The organism is Halomonas sp. G11 (assembly GCF_001663515.1).
Classification (GTDB): Bacteria; Pseudomonadota; Gammaproteobacteria; order Pseudomonadales; family Halomonadaceae; genus Vreelandella.
On record NZ_LYXG01000023.1, the window covers coordinates 331,661 to 346,086 of the forward strand.

18 protein-coding genes are annotated in these 14,426 nt (G+C 56.8%); 7 read left to right on the forward strand and 11 right to left on the reverse strand.

Annotated elements, in window-relative coordinates; all coding sequences use genetic code 11:
* The first annotated feature begins 73 nt into the window (after positions 1-73).
* Together ADS46_RS12455 and ADS46_RS12460 are read left to right on the forward strand one after the other, a co-directional pair.
* Positions 74-1,729: a nitrite/sulfite reductase gene (locus ADS46_RS12455; protein ID WP_066320586.1), complete on the forward strand. Its 1,656-nt coding sequence runs from the start codon at positions 74-76 to the stop codon at positions 1,727-1,729.
* Complete coding sequence (locus ADS46_RS12460) at positions 1,719-2,261, forward strand: DUF934 domain-containing protein (RefSeq protein WP_066320587.1); 543 nt, start codon at positions 1,719-1,721, stop codon at positions 2,259-2,261. The genes ADS46_RS12455 and ADS46_RS12460 overlap by 11 nt, the downstream gene beginning before the upstream one ends.
* Positions 2,262-2,335: 74 nt before the next feature.
* On the opposite strand, the gene smrA is transcribed toward ADS46_RS12460, so the two are convergent.
* Entirely contained in the window at positions 2,336-2,926 is a 591-nt protein-coding gene (gene smrA / locus ADS46_RS12465) for a DNA endonuclease SmrA (protein ID WP_066320588.1), read from the reverse strand.
* 132 nt (positions 2,927-3,058) lie between these two features.
* Between smrA and ADS46_RS12470 the strand changes: the two genes are divergently transcribed.
* From ADS46_RS12470 to pdxH, 4 genes are all read left to right on the forward strand, one after another.
* Positions 3,059-3,529 (forward strand): gamma-glutamylcyclotransferase family protein, encoded by a 471-nt coding sequence (locus ADS46_RS12470; protein WP_066320589.1) that lies wholly within the window; start codon positions 3,059-3,061, stop codon positions 3,527-3,529.
* A 24-nt stretch (positions 3,530-3,553) separates the two neighbouring features.
* The gene (gene wrbA / locus ADS46_RS12475) at positions 3,554-4,177 is read left to right on the forward strand and encodes an NAD(P)H:quinone oxidoreductase (protein WP_066320591.1); all 624 of its coding nucleotides are present in this window, start codon (positions 3,554-3,556) and stop codon (positions 4,175-4,177) included.
* The gene (locus tag ADS46_RS12480; RefSeq protein ID WP_066320592.1) at positions 4,174-4,569 is read left to right on the forward strand and encodes a DUF2069 domain-containing protein; all 396 of its coding nucleotides are present in this window, start codon (positions 4,174-4,176) and stop codon (positions 4,567-4,569) included. The genes wrbA and ADS46_RS12480 overlap by 4 nt, the downstream gene beginning before the upstream one ends.
* Positions 4,570-4,634: 65 nt before the next feature.
* A complete protein-coding gene (pdxH, locus tag ADS46_RS12485; protein ID WP_066320594.1) occupies positions 4,635-5,279 on the forward strand; it encodes a pyridoxamine 5'-phosphate oxidase in 645 nt (214 codons plus the stop codon).
* 58 nt (positions 5,280-5,337) lie between these two features.
* Here the strand turns inward: pdxH and ADS46_RS12490 are convergent, their stop codons facing one another.
* Positions 5,338-8,085, reverse strand: a complete 2,748-nt coding sequence (locus ADS46_RS12490; RefSeq protein ID WP_066320596.1) for a bifunctional acetate--CoA ligase family protein/GNAT family N-acetyltransferase — start codon at positions 8,083-8,085, stop codon at positions 5,338-5,340.
* 104 nt (positions 8,086-8,189) lie between these two features.
* Between ADS46_RS12490 and ADS46_RS12495 the strand changes: the two genes are divergently transcribed.
* The gene (locus ADS46_RS12495) at positions 8,190-9,128 is read left to right on the forward strand and encodes a histone deacetylase family protein (RefSeq protein WP_066320597.1); all 939 of its coding nucleotides are present in this window, start codon (positions 8,190-8,192) and stop codon (positions 9,126-9,128) included.
* A gap of 122 nt (positions 9,129-9,250) precedes the next feature.
* Here the strand turns inward: ADS46_RS12495 and ADS46_RS12500 are convergent, their stop codons facing one another.
* From ADS46_RS12500 to ADS46_RS18560, 9 genes are all read right to left on the reverse strand, one after another.
* The gene (locus tag ADS46_RS12500) at positions 9,251-9,577 is read right to left on the reverse strand and encodes a TusE/DsrC/DsvC family sulfur relay protein (RefSeq protein WP_066320598.1); all 327 of its coding nucleotides are present in this window, start codon (positions 9,575-9,577) and stop codon (positions 9,251-9,253) included.
* Positions 9,578-9,606: 29 nt separating this feature from the next.
* Positions 9,607-9,897, reverse strand: coding sequence for a sulfurtransferase complex subunit TusB (gene tusB, locus ADS46_RS12505; RefSeq protein ID WP_082926072.1), 291 nt, complete (start codon positions 9,895-9,897; stop codon positions 9,607-9,609).
* Between the two features lie 8 nt (positions 9,898-9,905).
* Positions 9,906-10,271: a DsrE family protein gene (locus ADS46_RS12510; RefSeq protein ID WP_066320599.1), complete on the reverse strand. Its 366-nt coding sequence runs from the start codon at positions 10,269-10,271 to the stop codon at positions 9,906-9,908.
* 8 nt (positions 10,272-10,279) lie between these two features.
* Complete coding sequence (gene tusD / locus ADS46_RS12515; protein ID WP_066320602.1) at positions 10,280-10,672, reverse strand: sulfurtransferase complex subunit TusD; 393 nt, start codon at positions 10,670-10,672, stop codon at positions 10,280-10,282.
* Between the two features lie 108 nt (positions 10,673-10,780).
* Complete coding sequence (locus ADS46_RS12520; RefSeq protein ID WP_066320603.1) at positions 10,781-11,461, reverse strand: Bax inhibitor-1/YccA family protein; 681 nt, start codon at positions 11,459-11,461, stop codon at positions 10,781-10,783.
* Between the two features lie 241 nt (positions 11,462-11,702).
* The gene (locus tag ADS46_RS18880) at positions 11,703-11,873 is read right to left on the reverse strand and encodes a hypothetical protein (RefSeq protein WP_199825226.1); all 171 of its coding nucleotides are present in this window, start codon (positions 11,871-11,873) and stop codon (positions 11,703-11,705) included.
* An 81-nt stretch (positions 11,874-11,954) separates the two neighbouring features.
* Positions 11,955-12,965, reverse strand: coding sequence for a hydrolase (locus tag ADS46_RS12525; protein ID WP_066320604.1), 1,011 nt, complete (start codon positions 12,963-12,965; stop codon positions 11,955-11,957).
* A gap of 18 nt (positions 12,966-12,983) precedes the next feature.
* Positions 12,984-13,670: a LuxR C-terminal-related transcriptional regulator gene (locus tag ADS46_RS12530; RefSeq protein ID WP_066320605.1), complete on the reverse strand. Its 687-nt coding sequence runs from the start codon at positions 13,668-13,670 to the stop codon at positions 12,984-12,986.
* A gap of 197 nt (positions 13,671-13,867) precedes the next feature.
* Positions 13,868-14,425, reverse strand: coding sequence for a response regulator (locus ADS46_RS18560; protein ID WP_199825227.1), 558 nt, complete (start codon positions 14,423-14,425; stop codon positions 13,868-13,870).
* Position 14,426 lies beyond the last annotated feature (1 nt).

Consider the following 14,426-nt stretch of genomic DNA (forward strand, 5'->3'; position numbering starts at 1 on the left):
GCCCGCGTTATGGTGGCGACACTGATTCGTCCCGTTTCAACGTGACAACTTCGCTTTAGCAGGACCGTGCCCCATGTATCGTTATGATATTCATGACCAAACGCTGGTAGATGAGCGCGTCGCTCAATTCCGCGATCAAATGGATCGCTACCGCGACGGGCGTTTGGGAGAAGAAGAGTTTCGTCCACTGCGTTTGCAGAATGGCCTCTACATCCAGCGCCATGCCCCCATGCTGCGGATTGCGATCCCGTATGGCATGCTGGCTGGCCATCAGCTGCGTGCGCTCGGGGATATTACCCGTCGCTATGACCGCGGCTACGGCCACTTCACCACGCGGCAGAACCTGCAGCTCAACTGGCCTGCCCTGGAAGATGTGCCGGATATCCTGGCGGATCTGGCTAAAGTCCAGATGCACGCCATCCAGACCAGCGGCAACTGCATTCGCAATACCACCAGCGACCAGTTTGCCGGTATTGCCAACGATGAAGTGGAAGATCCGCGTCCCTGGTGCGAACTGATCCGCCAATGGTCAACGCTGCACCCAGAATTTGCCTATCTGCCGCGCAAATTCAAGATCGCCGTCAGCGGTGCTTCCCAGGACCGTGCGGCCATCCAGGTTCACGATATCGGCCTGCGTCTGTGGTACAACGAGGCAGGCGAATTGCGCGTCAGAGTCCTTGCGGGTGGTGGTCTGGGCCGCACGCCGATGATCGGCGACGTGGTACGCGACGACCTGCCCTGGCAGCACCTGCTGACCTATCTGGAAGCGTGCGTCCGGGTGTACAACCAGTTCGGGCGTCGCGACAACAAGTTCAAGGCCCGGATCAAGATTCTGGTCAAGGCGCTGGGGATCGAAGAGTACCGCCGTCGCGTCGAGGAAGAGTGGGCGCATCTGAAAGATGGTCCTCAGACGCTCAATGCTGCCGCGGTCGAAGCCGCAAAGAGCCACTTCCCCGAGCCGGATCGTCGCGCCGTGGATGAAACCGCGGTGGCAGCTTACGAGCGTCTTCGTCAGGAAAATCGTGGCTTTGCGCGTTTCGTGACCAATAACGTCACCGACCACAAGGTCTACGGTTATAAAGCCGTGACGCTATCGCTCAAGCGCCGCGAGCACGCCCCCGGCGATGTGACGGCTGACCAGATGGACGCCATCGCTGATCTTGCCGACCGCTACAGTTTCGGGGAAGTCCGCGTGACCCATGAGCAGAACCTGGTGCTCTCCGACGTCCCGGTGGACGAGCTGGAAGCCCTTTGGCAAGAGCTCGAAACGCTGGGCATGGCCAACCCGACGGTGGGTACGCTCAACGATATCATCTGCTGCCCTGGCGGCGATTACTGCAGCCTGGCCAATGCCGTGTCGATTCCCATCGCCCAGGCCTTGCAGGAACGCTTTGAAGACCTGGATTTCCTTTACGACCTGGGGCCGCTGGATCTGAATATTTCCGGCTGCATGAATGCCTGTGGCCACCACCACGTGGGCCATATCGGCATTCTGGGTGTCGATAAAAAGGGCGAGGAGTACTATCAGGTATCGATTGGCGGTAACTCGACCGATGATGCCTCATTGGGCAAGATTCTTGGCCCCTCCTTCTTCCGTGAAGATGTCCCCGGGGTTGTCGAAAAAGTGCTGGAAGTCTACGTGGCCCAGCGCCATGAAGATGAACGCTTCCTGGACACTTATCGCCGTATTGGACTGAAACCCTTCAAGGAGCGTGTTTATGCCGCCTAATGACAAGCAGGCCGAGGCGGTTGAGATGACGCCGGTTCATGCCGATCACCTGATCGCCAATGGCGAACTGGCGGCGGAAAACGCCTGGTGCGTGTCTTACGACGCAGAGGCGCTGCCCGAGCAGCGCCCTGCCTTTGTCCCCCTGGCGCTCTGGAAAGCGCATCAGGAAGACACCGAACTGGCACCGCTGCTGGCAAGCGATTGCGAACTGACGGTGACCCTGGCCGATGAGCTCCGTTCGGCCCCGGCAATCGCCATTCATTTTCCGGCATTCACCGACGGCCGTGGCTACACCCTTGCTCGGTTGCTGCGCGAGCGCTTTGGCTATCAGGGCGAAGTGCGCGCGGTGGGCGATGTGCTGGTCGACCAGCTGGAATACATGCGCCGCTGTGGCTTTACCGCCATGGCGCTTCGCGATGACCAGCATCCCGAGGATGCCCTGCGGGCGCTAAGTTTTTTCAGCGTGCGCTACCAGCCGGATGTCGAAGAACGCCAGGCACTGTTTGAAAAACGCCTTAACGCTCACCATTGAGTGCATCATAGCGAACCAGCCAAAGGGGCAGCCATGCGGCTGTCCCTTTTCGTTGACGGCTAATTCATGGCTGGCTAGCCACGACGTTTTTGCTGCCGTTCACGGTTGTTGGCTTTGGCGCGATCGCTCTTGCGTAGCATGACCCAGGTAGCCCCCAGCCCACCTTCCGAGGGCTGGGCGGAGATATAGGCCTGTACTTCGTCAAACTGGATCAGCCATTTGCCAATATAGGAACGTAATACATTGGCGGGGCTGTCGATCTCACGCCCTCGGCCGTGGACGATCAGTACCGAGCGCAGGTCGTGCGCGTAGGCATCCTGAATAAAAGGAAACACCAGCCTACGGCACTCGGCCAGAGGCCGCCTGAGCAGATGAAGCTGTGCCTGAACCGGGTAGCCGCCGTGCTTGAGTTTATCGACCACCCCCTGCTGGATCCCCTCGCGGCGGTACTCGATGGGGTCAAAGGGCGGTATCAGGTCGACAAAATCATCGGATAGAAAGTTGTGCTCATCAATCTCTGCTTCAGCGCGTTCGCGCCTTGCCAGCTGCGCCTCGGAAGGACGCTTGCGCGCATCACCGGTATCCGCCCGATTTTTCTGCGCTAGCGGCTTCACATCGCCCACAAGCGCCCGAAAGTCGGTCTCATCACGAAGTGGCTGGTTCATGGCAGGCTCTCCGACAGGATATGACTTTTATCCTACCAAACCCGCACCGATTGCTTAAGCGTCTTGTTACGCTTGTGTTCCACGCTGACGCACGCCACCCTAAGCTTTCTGCCTGCTGCATAAGGAAACACCATGGCCTGGGTCAAACGCCTATTGGCGCTATGTGCAATACTGCTACTGGGCCTTGCCGGGTGGCTGTGGCTGACCATGCTCAGCCCGTGGTTTTATGAGCGACCCGACGATCTTGCGGATATCGAACAGCGCACACACCAGGTGTTTGTCTACGGCACGTTGCGCTATGCGCCGGTTCGCTGGGTGGTGATGGGCGGTTCGGGCGACCCTGAGCCAGCCACGCTTGAAGACCATCAGCGCAACGGGCTTGATTTATCGCCTTCGCCTGGCAGCCAGGTGAAAGGGCTTCGCCTGAGCGTCACCGCCGATCAACTCGCTCGCCTGGATCGCTATGAACGCCTGGGGATTCGCTACGAGCGGGTGGAGAAGCAGCTTGCCGATGGCACCCGTGCCTGGGTCTATCAGCGGCTACCCAATGCGCAGGGTATGCGTTTGTCGTTACCCGCTGCCCACATTGCTCTGGTACCCTAAGAGAATAATCTGCTTGGAGTGACTATGTCCGGTTCATTGCCCTATGTCTTGATACTTTATTATTCGCGCTCGGGTGCCACCGCCACCATGGCTCAGCAGATGGCTGCCGGTGTGGAGCAAGTGGCAGGTATCGAGGCGCGCCTGCGCACTGTGCCGCCGGTTTCCCCCACCTGCGAAGCGACATCGCCAGAGATTCCGGAGGAAGGTGCGATTTATGCCGAGCTCGACGACCTCCGTCACTGTAGCGGCCTGGCACTGGGCAGCCCGACCCGGTTTGGCAACATGGCATCACCGCTCAAATATTTCCTTGATACCACCAGCAGCCTTTGGATCAATGGCGCCCTGATCGACAAGCCGGCTACCGCCTTCACCTCGAGCTCGAGCCTGCATGGTGGGCAGGAAGCGACGCTGTTGACCATGCTGGTTCCGCTGCTCCACCACGGCATGGTCTACGCGGGCGTGCCCTATAGCGCCACCGAGCTGCTGGCCACGCAGACCGGTGGCACGCCCTATGGGTCAAGCCACCTGGCAGGGCCGCGGAGCGACCGCTCAGTCGATGAACACGAGCGCGCCTTGTGTGTCGCTCAGGGCAAGCGCCTGGCCAAACTGGCGCTGGCAATGCGGACAATGCGCGAGGAGGCGCCATGAAGCAGTGGCTGGAGCGCGTGGAGCAACGCCACGGCGTTGATCTTCTCACCTTTCGAGCGCGGCAATGGGTATTGGCAAGTTTTGGCCTGTTGCTGATAATGATGCTGTTGCGTGGTTTCATGGTCCAGGATGCGGCCTTCAGTTGGCGCCCCATGGCAGCATTTGTGCTCCCCCTGGTCCTGTTTCTACCTTCCATTATCGGAAGGCGGCCCCGGGGCCACGCTTGGTTGGCGTTTGTCAGCCTGCTGTATTTCAGCCAGGGTGTCATGGTGGCTACCCTTCCAACACAAGCCCTGCGGGGCGTCGCCGAGGCCGTCCTGTCACTGGCTTTGTTTACCGGCTGCATGGCCTATGCACGATTCCGCAGCCGCCAAATACGTGCTCAGGGCTAATCAAGACTTGAGCTTTGTTACCACACCCGACACCATGTGAAAAATTCTTGATGGAGAGCCTAGCAATGGCACGCGACATAGCGGATATCAGGCGTGATTATGAAGGTGGCCTACTCGATGAATCCCAGGTCCCTGATGATCCCCTCGTGTTGTTTGATGAATGGTTCAGTCTGGCTATCGAGCAGGAAGGCAAAGACAGCAATGCCATGACGCTGGCAAGCGTCGACAGCCAAGGGCGCCCTCATGCGCGCGTGGTCCTGTTGAAAGGGTTCGACGAGCGCGGCATGGTGTTTTACACCAATTACCATAGCCACAAGGGTAGCGAACTCAACAATGTGCCCTACGCAGCGCTTACCTTCTGGTGGCCATCGATTTCCCGCCAGGTGCGCATTGAGGGCGCCGTCGAGCAGGTGGCCGCTGAAGAGTCCGACGCGTATTTCGCCAGCCGTCCACGTGGCAGCCAGTTAGGTGCCTGGATTGCCACCCAGAGCGTGGTGATACCCGACCGTAACTGGATCGAAGAGCGGCAGAAGCGTTTTGAGCAAGCCTATGAGGGGCAGGAAATTCCGCGTCCCAACCATTGGGGCGGCTACCGCGTGAATCCTGATATGATCGAATTCTGGCAGGGCCAACCCAGTCGCCTGCACGACCGTATACGCTTTGAGCGGCGCGAAGGTGGCGAGTGGCACTCTTTCCGTATGGCGCCCTGAACATTCCCTGTCCTGTGGCTGGCCAATGCAGGGCTGGCTGGCCATGGCTTGTACGCGTCTAGTCCGGCAGGCTTTCCAGCCGGTGGCGCTGCCATTCGCTTTCGGGTTCGTTGAGCCGCATGATGGCATCGATCACCTGCTCTTCCATGTTGTAACGGCAAGTGAAGCCCAGGTGTTTCATCAATGCCCGCATGGGATGATTATCCGGCATGATTTTACCCACCATTTCCAGGGTGCCAATGTGGGTGCAGTAGGCGATCATTTTCTTCATCAGCAGGCTGCCGATCCCCAAGCCTTGCATGTCGTCGCGAATAATGACCGAAAATTCCGTTCGAATGTTATCCGGGTCATTCCAGACACGCACCACCCCTAGCATCTCCTTGCTGCCATCATCGCGCTGATGTTCGGCAATAAACGCCATCTGGCGGTCGTAATTGATGTGCGACAGCACCGACAGATCGCGCTGGGTTAAATCCGACTTGTTATGAAAATAACGGAAGCGAATGCTTTCTTCGGAAAGCTGGCGGTGAAAGTTGGTAATCAAGGGTGCGTCTTCAGCACGAATCGGCCGCACCTCGACCTGCCAGCCGTTTTTCAGCGTCAGCCATTCACGCAGTTCTTCCGGGTAAGGCATGATGGCGAAGCGTGCCGGGGGGCCGAGGTCCATGGCAAAGTCGACGGCCAGCATGCCATCGCGGTTGAGCAGCAACGGGTTCAGTTCAAGCCCGCGCAGCTCGCCCAAATCCGAGGCCATTTGCGACAGCTTTACCAGCAGCTGGCATAGGTGCTGGGTATCCCGGTCGGGGTCTGACGAATGTTCGCGTATCAACGATGCCGCGTGGGTGCGATTGACCACATCCGCTGCCAGGCTCATGTTGAGAGGCGGTAAAGCGACTTGGCGGTCAGCGAGCACATTGACTTTATAGCCGCCAATGCCGAACACGATCAGCGGGCCGAATACCGGGTCCCGGGTAATGCCCGCGCACACCTGCATGGAATGTTTGCCGCGTTGCATGGGCTGCAGGCAGTATTCGTGAATCGCGTACTCGGGGTACTTTTCGTTCACCTTTTCGCCCAGTTGGCGAACGCCATCCGCCACCTGCTCGGGCGTTTCAAGATCCTGAAGCAGCCCCGCCGAGATCTTATGCGGGTGCTTGCGATAGCGATAAGGGCGGCAATTGCCCTCATGAACCACTTTAAGCGCTTTGGGACCTTCAATCTTTGCGGCAATGTCCAGCGCCTGCTCGGCGCTGGTGAGGTAATAGCTGGTGGCTGCAGGAATGCCGTAAGCCTCGAGCACTTGCGCCGTTTCCGAGTGGCTTAACGTCTGACGGCCCTCCGCCTTCGCCTCACTGATCAATTTCCGGCACTCCGCACGAATCTCGGCGCTGGTGGAAAACGGCAGGCTGGGCGGTGTTTCCTGAAGCAACTGCTGAACCCGCTGATAGTCCACCATATGCATGAAAGCTTTCACCGCCTTCTCGGGTGAAATATAGGTGGGAATACCGGCCAGGTTGCATTCGTGGCGGGCATTCAGCGCCTCCTTGAGCCCCATCCAACTGGTCAATAGATTGCGACGGAAGGCCTTGCGGTTGGCAATCAGTGCTTGTGCGGTGACCAGCGAAGGCGCCAGGCGCGTTGGCGCATGCACCACGAGTACCGCGTCCACATTGGCATCCGCGGCGACAATTTTCAGCGCTTCGACAAATCGCTCGGGCGTGGCGTTGCCGCCCAGGTCAACGGGGTTTTCACCGGGTTTGCTGAAATCGACCTGGCTTTGATGCAGCGCCTGCTGCGTTTCATCGCTGAACTCGGCCAGCTTGCCCCCGGCGCTGACCAGTTTGTCGATGGCCAGCATGGCAGGGCCCAAACCGTTAGACACCACCGCCAGGCGGTCACCCCGCAAGGGCTTCATGCGCGAAAGCGTTTCCAGGGCATCCAGCAACTCGTCGGAGTCGTCGACACGCACTACCCCGGCGCGTGAAAAAGCCGCGTCAAACACGACATCGCGATTGGCAATACCCGGGGTCGGGGCCATGCCGGAAATATCCGAGGCAAAGGTTCGCCCGCTCTTGATCGCCAGCACGAGCCGGTTTCTCGAGGCGTCGCGTACCGCGGTCATGAAATGCTGCGCATCGGAAATCCGCTCGAGATGGAGCAGAATCGCCTGCGCTGGCGAAAACTGGTTCACGTAATCGATCAGATCCGGCAATAGCACATCAACACTATCACCCACGGTAATCAGGTGCGAAAACCCCACATCGCGCCCGGCCGCCCAATCGATCATGGCGTTGGCCAACATGCCTGACTGTCCAAGATACGCCACCCGGCCCGCCTTGACCGGCTGACTGGCATAGGAGGCGTTGAGTTTTTTTGCTGGCACGATCAGGCCCATGCATTCAGGCCCCAGCACACGGATGCCGGATTCTCGGGCAGCCTTTAGCATGCGCTCGCGTATCGAGCCTTTATTGCCCGTATCGCGGTCCAGATAAGCGCCGCCGGACAGTACCAGGGCGGCTTTTACCCCAAACTTGCCCAACTGGTGGATCAATTTGGGCACCCCGTCAATGGGCGAGCAGATGATGGCGAGGTCGGGCACCTCAGGCAAGTCGTCAACCCGCTTGACACAAGGGTCACCGAAGACCTGATCATAGCCTTTCAGATTCACTGCCCAACGCTGCCCCTTGAATCCACCTTCATGGATATTGCGTAGGACCAGGCCCCCAAGCGACGCCGGGTTTTCGGACGCGCCAATGACGGCAAGCGTGCGGGGTTCAAAGAAATGGTGCAAAAAACGTGTGCTCACGTTTGCCTCTCCTGGAACGGTGCAGGGCGATGTAAGACTTATGGACACTGTCGCGTATCAGCGTCTCGCGATTAAGGTGATACCAGCTACCATGGAGCGCTTGAATGATCACTGCCTACCTTACCCACCCCGACTGTTCATTGCATCATATGGGGCCGGAACATCCTGAAAACCCTCAGCGACTGGAAGCGATTCGAGCGCGTCTAGCATTATCGGGATTATTACAGCAAACCATGCAGGCCGATGCCAAGGAAGCGGATGACACGGCACTCAACCGGGTGCACGCCACGCGTCATCTTGACGCCCTTAGCAAGTGCCTGCCCGAGCAAGGCATCGTATCGCTTGATGGCGACACCCTGATGAACCCGGACAGCTTGAAAGCGGCTCGTTTTGCTGCCGGTGCGGTGGTCAAAGGGGTCGATCAGGTCTTCAAGCGCCAAGCCGATAACGTATTTTGCGCAGTTCGCCCGCCCGGGCATCATGCCGAAGCCGCCGAGGCGATGGGGTTTTGCTTTTACAACAACATTGCCGTCGGCGCGGCCTATGCAAGGGAACGTTACGGTGCCCAGCGTATTGCCATCCTGGATTTTGACGTCCACCAGTGCAACGGCACGATCGATATTTTCAAGAATGATCCGGATGTGCTGATCTGCACCAGCTTCCAGTATCCCTTCTACCCATGGCGATATTTACGTAGCGAATGGCAAAACGTGGTCAATACGCCCCTGGAAGTCGGCACGCAAGGCCCCGAATTCCGTCGCCTGATTGAGAGCCAATGGCTACCGGCGCTGCACCGCTTCAAGCCTGATCTGGTGATGATATCCGCTGGGTTCGATGCCCACCGCGATGACCCCATGGGCGATGTGTGTCTGGCGGACGAGGACTTCTACTGGGTCACGCACATGGCGATGGAAATTGCCACCCTGTATGCCGATAACCGCCTGGTTTCCTCGTTAGAGGGTGGGTATAACCCGACCTCGCTGGCAAGCGGCGTGGAAGCACACCTGAGAGCCTTGCTAGGCTTGCCCTTTGCTTTGAGCTAACCAACAGGGCCACGTATCGATTCCACAAGCAAGGGCCACCGTGGCGCTGTCAGTCAGTGCTAGCGGGGAAGGCCCGAGCTAAACCGATATAATGCCAGAAAAGTCTTAAAGCCAGAAAAGTCTCAAAGACAGTTGGTGGGTTTGGGAAGTCCCGCAATGCGCGCTACCACCTTGGCGGTACTGCCAGGAAAGAGCCGCATCAGGTAAATAGAGCGGCCCTTGTCACTACCCAGCGCCTGCTGAGTGGCCTTGACGAGCGGCCGCATCGCCGGTGCCATTTCGTAACGGCGATAGAAACCGCGCGCCAAGTGGATGATTTCCCAGTGCTCGGACGTCAACTCGATACCTGCATCGTCGGCCAACTGGGCCGCCACCGCTTCCGACCAGTCACTCATGTCGACGAGATACCCTTCCGGATCCAGCGTTACGTTAGCCTCGGTGTTCTCCATCAATGTACTCACTGTTGCCTATCAGCTGTTCAATACCAGGTGACCGACTGTAGATGTTGCTCGGTCAGCGCTACGAACCCGTCCATATCTACCGCTGACAACCCATGGCTTGCCGCAATGCTTGAGAGCCCTCTGGCGACGAGGTCTTCTTCAAGCAAAAATACCGCGTAGTCATCCTGCGTCCAGCAGTGTAGATCTGGGTTAAGCGCCGCCGTCACGCCTGCTTCGGTCAGCAACAGCGTATCCCCCGCCTGAATGGCCTGCTCGACCTGCTGGGCGACCTCGCTCGTGGGTGGGGTTGTCAAAATATGCAGGATCATGAAACACCCTAGAAGTTGAGAATCGGGCGGTTTTGGCTAAATAATGCTTTGACCTGCCCCTCACTGAGCGGTGTTACGCCATCGACAAGCGCTTCGAGAGGCAGCTTCAGGTCATCGAGCACTCGCTGGGGAACGTTCAACTGATCGATATCATACATCTCGAGCATGTCGATGGTCGGCAGACTGGCCTTCTGCCCCGGGGCGCCGGCCTGCTGTTCCCTGCACAATGCCAACGCGCCCTGCCCCATGAACAACAGCCTGACGGACTGTCCAAAGGCAGCGCCAACCAGAGCGGCGTCTAGTCCCTCACGCAGCCAGTTCGAATCATGGGGAGCGTGACGAATAATCACCAGCAGGTCTTCTGATTCACGCATGGATGGCCTCAACTGGCAAAGGTAATCAAACGGTCGCAGCGCTGTTGAAGCGTCAGCAACTGGCCAAGCCCGGTCAACTCGAAGGGGGCTTCCAGGTTAAAGGCATCATGGCCATGGCGGGATGCTTCAGATTGACTGATGACACCACGCCTCAGGGCAGCAGCGATACATACATCCAGGGCTACATCGTGCTCTTTATGAAGCGCCTTCCAGGCGTCGCGCAGGTTCAGCTCGTCCTGCGGCGGAGTCATTAGCATTGACGCATTATGAACACCGTCGTGATAGAAGAAAACGCCAACGAGCCGATGTCCCCTTGCCAGCACCGCATGGGCAAACCTGAGCGCCGAATGAGGCGCCGGTTGGCTGTAGGGGGCCCCCATGACTAACAGTCCGTAATCCATTGCCCTTACCTATCGTGGTGTGGCTAATGATATCGCGCACATAATAAAAAAACAGACCCTAATGATAGGGTCTGTTGAGGCTTGTTGCTCTGTTTAACGCCAGATCGGTTAATCGTTGCTCATGAAACCCAGCAGCGACAGCAGGCTGATAAACAGGTTGTAGATAGAGACGAAGAGCGTGATGGTCGCCAGAATATAATTCGTCTCACCCTGGCGATGGATGATTTCACTGGTCTGGTAAAGAATGGCCGCTGAAGAAAACAGCACGAAGCCAGCCGACACCATTAGCGACAGCGCGGGGATGTTGAAAATCAACGCCGCCACCATCGCAAGCACCAGCACGATCGCACCGGCCACCATGAAATTGGCCAGGAAGCCAAAATCTTTCTTGGTTATCAGGGCGACGGCTGAAAGACCGATGAAGGTGATACCGGTCATGGCCAGGGCATTCATGATCAAGGCGCCGCCATTGGGCAATGCCAGGTAGGCGGACAGGATCGGCCCCAGGGTGAAGCCCATAAAGCCCGTGAAGGCGAATGTAGACAGCAGGCCTAACGCTGAGTTGGCCGTTTTATGGACCAGGAACATCAACCCATAGGCACCAATGAAGAACACAAAGATGTTCAGTTGCTGAACGCCCATTGCGACCGAGGCGCCTGCGGTGACCGCAGAGAAAAGCAGCGTCATCGCCAGCAACGCGTAGGTGTTACGCAGCACTTTGTTGGTGCTAACCGAATTGGCCACACCGCCAGAGGCTGATTGCGCAATATGTGAGTCGTTGTAACTCATGTGTTCATGCTCCGTAATGATCTATCAAACAATTGACCAGCATGCCGTTCCCAAGTTCCAGACGCAAGTCTTTGTCTTACACGTTCTTCGTCTTTCGTGACTAGTCTTTCAATCCTGTATCAGTTTAGCAAGCGTTAGCGTTGAACGGGAAATCCTCGTTGTTACCTATGAAGTCGGTATTTAGTTGGCTGCACCATACCGCCCTTAGCGTTTCGGAAGCGAGCCTGCCATGAACCTGTGATCAGCCCTCATGACTTGACACACCTTCCTCGTCGTCTTTCAGGGGCGTATTTTTGCTCACCGCGGTTTGACGTGCGTCTTGAGGGGCGTTGTAGAGGCGCGCATCAATTACATGCAGTACCGCTAATTGTGCAAACAGCACAGCAAAACAGATAATTAGACCTTTTAGCATGGCGGCTTTCTTTCCATAAGGGCTCCCAATGAGCCTTATAGCTGCATATTAGTGCAACGCCGTACCAATACAATCGATATTTTACGCGCAGCTTGCCCGGTGTTCAGAACTTGCCAGGATAGCCATCAGCCAAGCTGGCAAGCGCCGTTCCAGGTAATAACCGGGTGACCAGGGAGAGCCTTCAATAAAGCCCACATGCCCCCCTTGGCGATGAAACTCAAGCGCCACACTAGCGGGTAATGACGCTGGATGTGGCGCACTATCTGGGTAAAGAAATGGGTCGTCTTGTGCCTGGATAATCAGTGTCGGCACAGTAATCGACGAAAGGAAGTGCAGGCTGCTGCATCGCTGGTAGTAATCGGCAGCGCTTGAAAAACCGTGCAATGGGGCTGTCACCCGCTCATCGAATTCCCACAGCGAGCTAACCCCCTTTAGCGATCCCAAGGCTAACAACCTTGCGTATTCATCGGGGTCGCCATTTATCGCAAATCGCTGGCGCTTGTCTGTCATGTAATGACGCAGGTCGCGTAAAAAACGTGCTTGATATATTTTCGACATGCCCTGGCATATCCGCTCGGCACTGTGATCCAAACGAAACGGTACCGAAACAGCGGCGGCTGCCTGCAGCGGTGTATCACTGCCCTGCTCGCCCAGGTATTTCAACAGTACGTTGCCGCCCAGCGAATAACCAATCACCGCCAGGGGCTGGGCCGGTCGGCGCATGGACAGCATCCCGACAACCTCAGCGAGGTCGTCACTCACCCCTGAATGATAACCGCGAGCGAGTCGATTGGGTTCACCAGAGCAGCCCCGCCAATTCACCGCCACGCTCTGCCAGCCTTGCATGGCTAATGCCTGCTGCTGGCCGAGGATGTAACGCGACGAAGAGCTGCCGGTCAGCCCATGAAGCAGTATGACGCAAGGTGTGTCGTCGTCACCGCTGCCATACCAGTCGAGATCGATGAAGTCCCCATCCCTTAGCGTCATCCGCTCCCGTTCGCGCGCTAAAGGCAACGCTGAGCGAAATAATGGGCTATACAGCGTTTGCAAATGACCGGCGGACAGCCAGCGGGAGGCACTAAACGAGGACATGGACAACAGCCGTATGGTTCATTCAGATTCATCTGCTTCATTTGGCGATACCAACAAGCCAAACCGAATCGCTTCGTGAACGAGCCCTGCCGTATGCCTTACCCCCAGGCGGCGCATGATATCGGCTCGGTGAGTCTCGACAGTTTTGATACTGACATTAAGCTGATCGGCAATGGCCTTACTGCGAAAGCCTTTTGCCACCAACTCCAGAACTTCGCATTGACGTGAGGTCAAGGGGTTATCAGGGATAGCTGAAGTCCCGACAACGGTGGAAGCTTCAACGAAATGCTCAGGCTCCATGGCGGTAAATACAAAACACTCGCCCATCGCCGCTTTTTTGATGGCCATTTCCAGGGCACTGACATCTGCGTTTTTATGAAGAAATCCATGAGCGCCTTCTTTGAAAAGGCGGCGAATGAAGCTATCACTGGAATAACTGGATAGGATCACGACGCGCCCATTGGGGCAGAGCTTCCTGAGTTGGCTCAATGACGCTGCTCCCTTCAGAGACATCAGCGTTGCATCAATAAGTGCCACATCAACGTCGTTATATACGATATCGTCTTTCAGCAGCTGTTGCTCAGAGCCAACCTCGGCGATCACTGTCATGTCATCAAAGGTTTCAATAAGCGAACTGATCGCAGAGAGAACGAGCTGATGTTCATCCGCCAGTAATATCTGGATAGTATTATCGTTAGATTTCATGGATTTATGCTGTAGACCTTGACAGGTTGTCGCCTGAATCTCCCTCTAGCCTGAGGGTGTGCTCAATCATGGATCGTGAACTCACCAGGCGCTTCACCATGTTCCTTGATAAGAAGCTAATATTATAAATTCAGATGCATATTCACTCCCGCACGGTAACGCAGTGACCGACAAAGCAGTATAAGTAAAAACCCTGATTAATAATCCTGTTGGAGAATACCCAAGTGCTGTGCCTTAAGAAGCATTTCGTCAATCGAATAGCGAGTATGGTTCGCATTAGCACCTGTGCTGACACCTTCTAGAATACCGTATGATGCCGGTGTTCCATACAACCGTTTGAGCAAGGTTGGACACAGAAACACCTCACCCCGAACAGCAGCACGCAACGCAATCTCAAGGTCGCTGATGCCTGCGTCCCTTAACAGAAAACCGATAGCCCCTGCCTGAAATGCTTTTTTTACATCGGCCAGACTGGGATTGATCGACAGTATGACAACCTGCGTTTCGACGCCGCTTTTTTGCAGTCGGTGAGCGGCATCAAACCCCGCCTGGCTAGGAAATTGTGAATCAATCAAGGCCACGTCGACGCTCAAGCTTTGCACCAACGCTTCCAGATCGTTTGCACAAGAGGTGGCGCTCACCACATCGACTCCTCTGAACCGCTCAATAACCTTGCAAAGCCCCTCACGAATGAAACCGCTTTCATTGACAACCAACACTCTGATAGCTGACCCGGAACCTTCTTGTGGATTCACT

Bases quoted from the DNA above. Each gene is read 5' to 3' on its own strand.
- ADS46_RS12455 (WP_066320586.1), top strand. From the start codon at position 74: ATGTATCGTTATGATATTCATGACCAAACGCTGGTAGATGAGCGCGTC.
- ADS46_RS12460 (WP_066320587.1), top strand. From the start codon at position 1,719: ATGCCGCCTAATGACAAGCAGGCCGAGGCGGTTGAGATGACGCCGGTT.
- smrA (WP_066320588.1), bottom strand. From the start codon at position 2,926: ATGAACCAGCCACTTCGTGATGAGACCGACTTTCGGGCGCTTGTGGGC.
- ADS46_RS12470 (WP_066320589.1), top strand. From the start codon at position 3,059: ATGGCCTGGGTCAAACGCCTATTGGCGCTATGTGCAATACTGCTACTG.
- wrbA (WP_066320591.1), top strand. From the start codon at position 3,554: ATGTCCGGTTCATTGCCCTATGTCTTGATACTTTATTATTCGCGCTCG.
- ADS46_RS12480 (WP_066320592.1), top strand. From the start codon at position 4,174: ATGAAGCAGTGGCTGGAGCGCGTGGAGCAACGCCACGGCGTTGATCTT.
- pdxH (WP_066320594.1), top strand. From the start codon at position 4,635: ATGGCACGCGACATAGCGGATATCAGGCGTGATTATGAAGGTGGCCTA.
- ADS46_RS12495 (WP_066320597.1), top strand. From the start codon at position 8,190: ATGATCACTGCCTACCTTACCCACCCCGACTGTTCATTGCATCATATG.
- ADS46_RS12500 (WP_066320598.1), bottom strand. From the start codon at position 9,577: ATGGAGAACACCGAGGCTAACGTAACGCTGGATCCGGAAGGGTATCTC.
- tusB (WP_082926072.1), bottom strand. From the start codon at position 9,897: ATGATCCTGCATATTTTGACAACCCCACCCACGAGCGAGGTCGCCCAG.
- ADS46_RS12510 (WP_066320599.1), bottom strand. From the start codon at position 10,271: ATGCGTGAATCAGAAGACCTGCTGGTGATTATTCGTCACGCTCCCCAT.
- tusD (WP_066320602.1), bottom strand. From the start codon at position 10,672: ATGGATTACGGACTGTTAGTCATGGGGGCCCCCTACAGCCAACCGGCG.
- ADS46_RS12520 (WP_066320603.1), bottom strand. From the start codon at position 11,461: ATGAGTTACAACGACTCACATATTGCGCAATCAGCCTCTGGCGGTGTG.
- ADS46_RS18880 (WP_199825226.1), bottom strand. From the start codon at position 11,873: ATGCTAAAAGGTCTAATTATCTGTTTTGCTGTGCTGTTTGCACAATTA.
- ADS46_RS12525 (WP_066320604.1), bottom strand. From the start codon at position 12,965: ATGTCCTCGTTTAGTGCCTCCCGCTGGCTGTCCGCCGGTCATTTGCAA.
- ADS46_RS12530 (WP_066320605.1), bottom strand. From the start codon at position 13,670: ATGAAATCTAACGATAATACTATCCAGATATTACTGGCGGATGAACAT.